The sequence below is a fragment of the Streptomyces niphimycinicus genome (assembly GCF_018883605.1).
In the GTDB taxonomy this organism is placed as follows: domain Bacteria; phylum Actinomycetota; class Actinomycetes; order Streptomycetales; family Streptomycetaceae; genus Streptomyces; species Streptomyces niphimycinicus.
In genome coordinates, this window is record NZ_JAHLEM010000076.1 from 1 (window position 1) to 2,375 (window position 2,375).

General features: G+C 71.7%; 2 protein-coding genes. Both read left to right on the plus strand.

Going from position 1 to position 2,375, the window contains the following annotated elements:
* The first annotated feature begins 523 nt into the window (after positions 1-523).
* Positions 524-1,789, plus strand: coding sequence for a M6 family metalloprotease domain-containing protein (locus KN815_RS09260; RefSeq protein ID WP_216341273.1), 1,266 nt, complete (start codon positions 524-526; stop codon positions 1,787-1,789).
* Between the two features lie 137 nt (positions 1,790-1,926).
* On the plus strand, positions 1,927-2,375 hold a 449-nt coding region (locus tag KN815_RS09265; protein WP_216341274.1), incomplete at its 3' end, for an AMP-binding protein.

Below are 2,375 nucleotides of genomic sequence, written 5' to 3' on the forward strand. Positions count from 1 at the left end.
TCGGGGGCGTGCCCGGGGCCGACGGCGCGCCGATGGCTGGGCGAGGTGCGCCGGCGTTCTCCGCAACAGGGAGGACGCTGGGGGCAGCATCACGCTCTGTGATCGTCGGCAGCGTCGCGCCCAGGGCGCGGCCCTGCCCGTCAGGGATTCCGCTCACCGCTCGCTCCCGCGTGGCGTTCGTTGTGTCCAGGTTGTTCGTACGCATCTTGTTGTCTCACACCGGGTGCCGGGCAGACCGTAATTTCCTGCCTGAAGGGGGATTCCCCGCTGGACGTGTGCCGATCATAGGGGCTCGTACTCCGGGCGTTCCATCGACGTCATCGCGCTCACCGCCGCCTTGACAATGTGTTTGGTCGTATCTGTTCGACTCTGCGCGGGCCAACAGCCGCTCTGACCGATTGTGACCGTCTGTTACGTACCCGGATAGCGGCCTCTTCACTCGACCAGCCCATCTCAACAGGGCGTACCCCGCCAATTCACCTCAGGGTGGAGTGGGTGTTCGGACTACGCCCGGGAGGTCGACATGGTGCGTCCTCAGGTACCCGATGGGGCGCACCGACAGCCTCGGCTGCGTCGGACCGGGGCCCTGCTGACCTCGTTGAGCGCGCTCATCGCGACCACCGCGGTGGCGGGCCCCGCTGTCGCGGCCGGCCCCGGCGGACCCTGTGACCTGGAACGTACCGATGCCCACCACTCGGAGGGCCTGGACACCTGGAACTCCCGCTATCCGCGGCCCGTGCGCCGACTGGACGCGGCGATGGTCTTCCTGTCGTTCCCGGACGCCAAGCCCAGAGTATCCCCGGCCCGGCTGGCCGCCGACCATATCCCGGCGACCCCCGACTTCTTCAAGCGGGCGTCCTACGGGAAGTTCGCGCTGCGGGTGCATCCGCTGCGGCGCTGGCTCACCATGCCCCAGCGCTCCACCGCGTACGCCATACAGCGCGACTGGAACGCCAAGCGCCGGGCCGCGTATCTGCGCGACGCCATCGCCGCCGCCGATCCGCACCTCGACTTCGGCCGCTATGACCTCGTCTATCTGGTCGCCGACCCCGATGCGCCCGGTGTGGACGCCGACGCGACGAAAGTCGTCAACTTCGAAAAGCCACTGCGCGCCGATGGTGTCGATCTGCGCCGTCTGGTCACTGTTTTCGAACACCATCCGCCGGACCGCAATGTCCTGGCCCATGAGACGGGCCATGTCTTCGACCTGCCCGACCTCTACCACCGGCCGAAGGACACCGACGCCAGCGCCGAATGGGACACCTACGTCGGCGACTGGGATTTGATGGGAAGCCAGTTCGGCATGGCACCCGATCCGTTCGGCTGGCACAAGTGGAAGCTGGGCTGGCTCGGCGCGCGCCAGGTGGCCTGCGACCGTCTCATCGGTCCGCGCCGGTACACCCTCCAGCCCCTCGCAGCCCCCATGAAGCGGGACAGGCCCGGCGGCGACACCCGCACCCGGCTGGTCGTGGTCCGCACCGGGCCCACCACCGCGCTGGCCATCGAGGCCCGCGGCGGCCGTGGCAACGACGCGGGCACCTGCACCGAGGGCGTGCTGGTCTACCGCGTCCGCAACGACAAGGCGTCGGGCGACGGCCCCGTCCAGGTGCTGGACGGCCACCCCGCCACCTCCGCCTGCTGGAACGAGTCGGTCTACCCCGAACTCGCCGATGCCCCGCTCGGCGTCGGCGACAGCCTGTCGGTCAAGGAGGACTCCGTACGGATCACGGTGGCCGGCCGCGCCGCCGACGGGGGCTGGACCGTCCGGGTCAACCGGCGGGCGCGGTGATGACGGTGCCGCGCCGATCTCCGGCGACCGGTTGCCGGACGGCTGACGGAGCCCCGCGGATGGCCAGGCCGGGCGGCTGACGGAGCCGCGCCGATGGCCGCCGCGCGCTCATAACCGAGCCGGTCTCGCCCGGGACCATGGCCGCCTTCCCCCACCGCTGCGCGTCCCTGGGGCTGCGCCCGGGCACCCTGGTGGCCGGCTACGTCCCGGCCGAGGGATCCCCGGTGGCGCTGGCCACCGGGCGCGCACCGGTGCCGGGCGCGGACTTCGCCGTCGTGGACCCGCTGACCGGGCGCCGGCTGCCGGACGAGGCCCCCGGGGAGATCTGGGTGCGCGGCCCCGCCGTCGCCACCGGCCACTGGGGCGGTCCGCCGGACACCGCGCCGCTGTTCGCCGCCCGGGTCGCCGAGGGCCCGGGCGGCTTTCTGCGCACCGGCGATCTCGGCCTTACGGTGAACGGCCGGCTCCGGATGACCGGCCGGCTCCGGGACGCCCTCCTGGTGGACGGCCACACCCTGCATCCACAGGACGTGGAGCGCGAACTGCTGTGCTGCGCACGGGCGCTGGGGTCGGCCCGGGTGTTCTG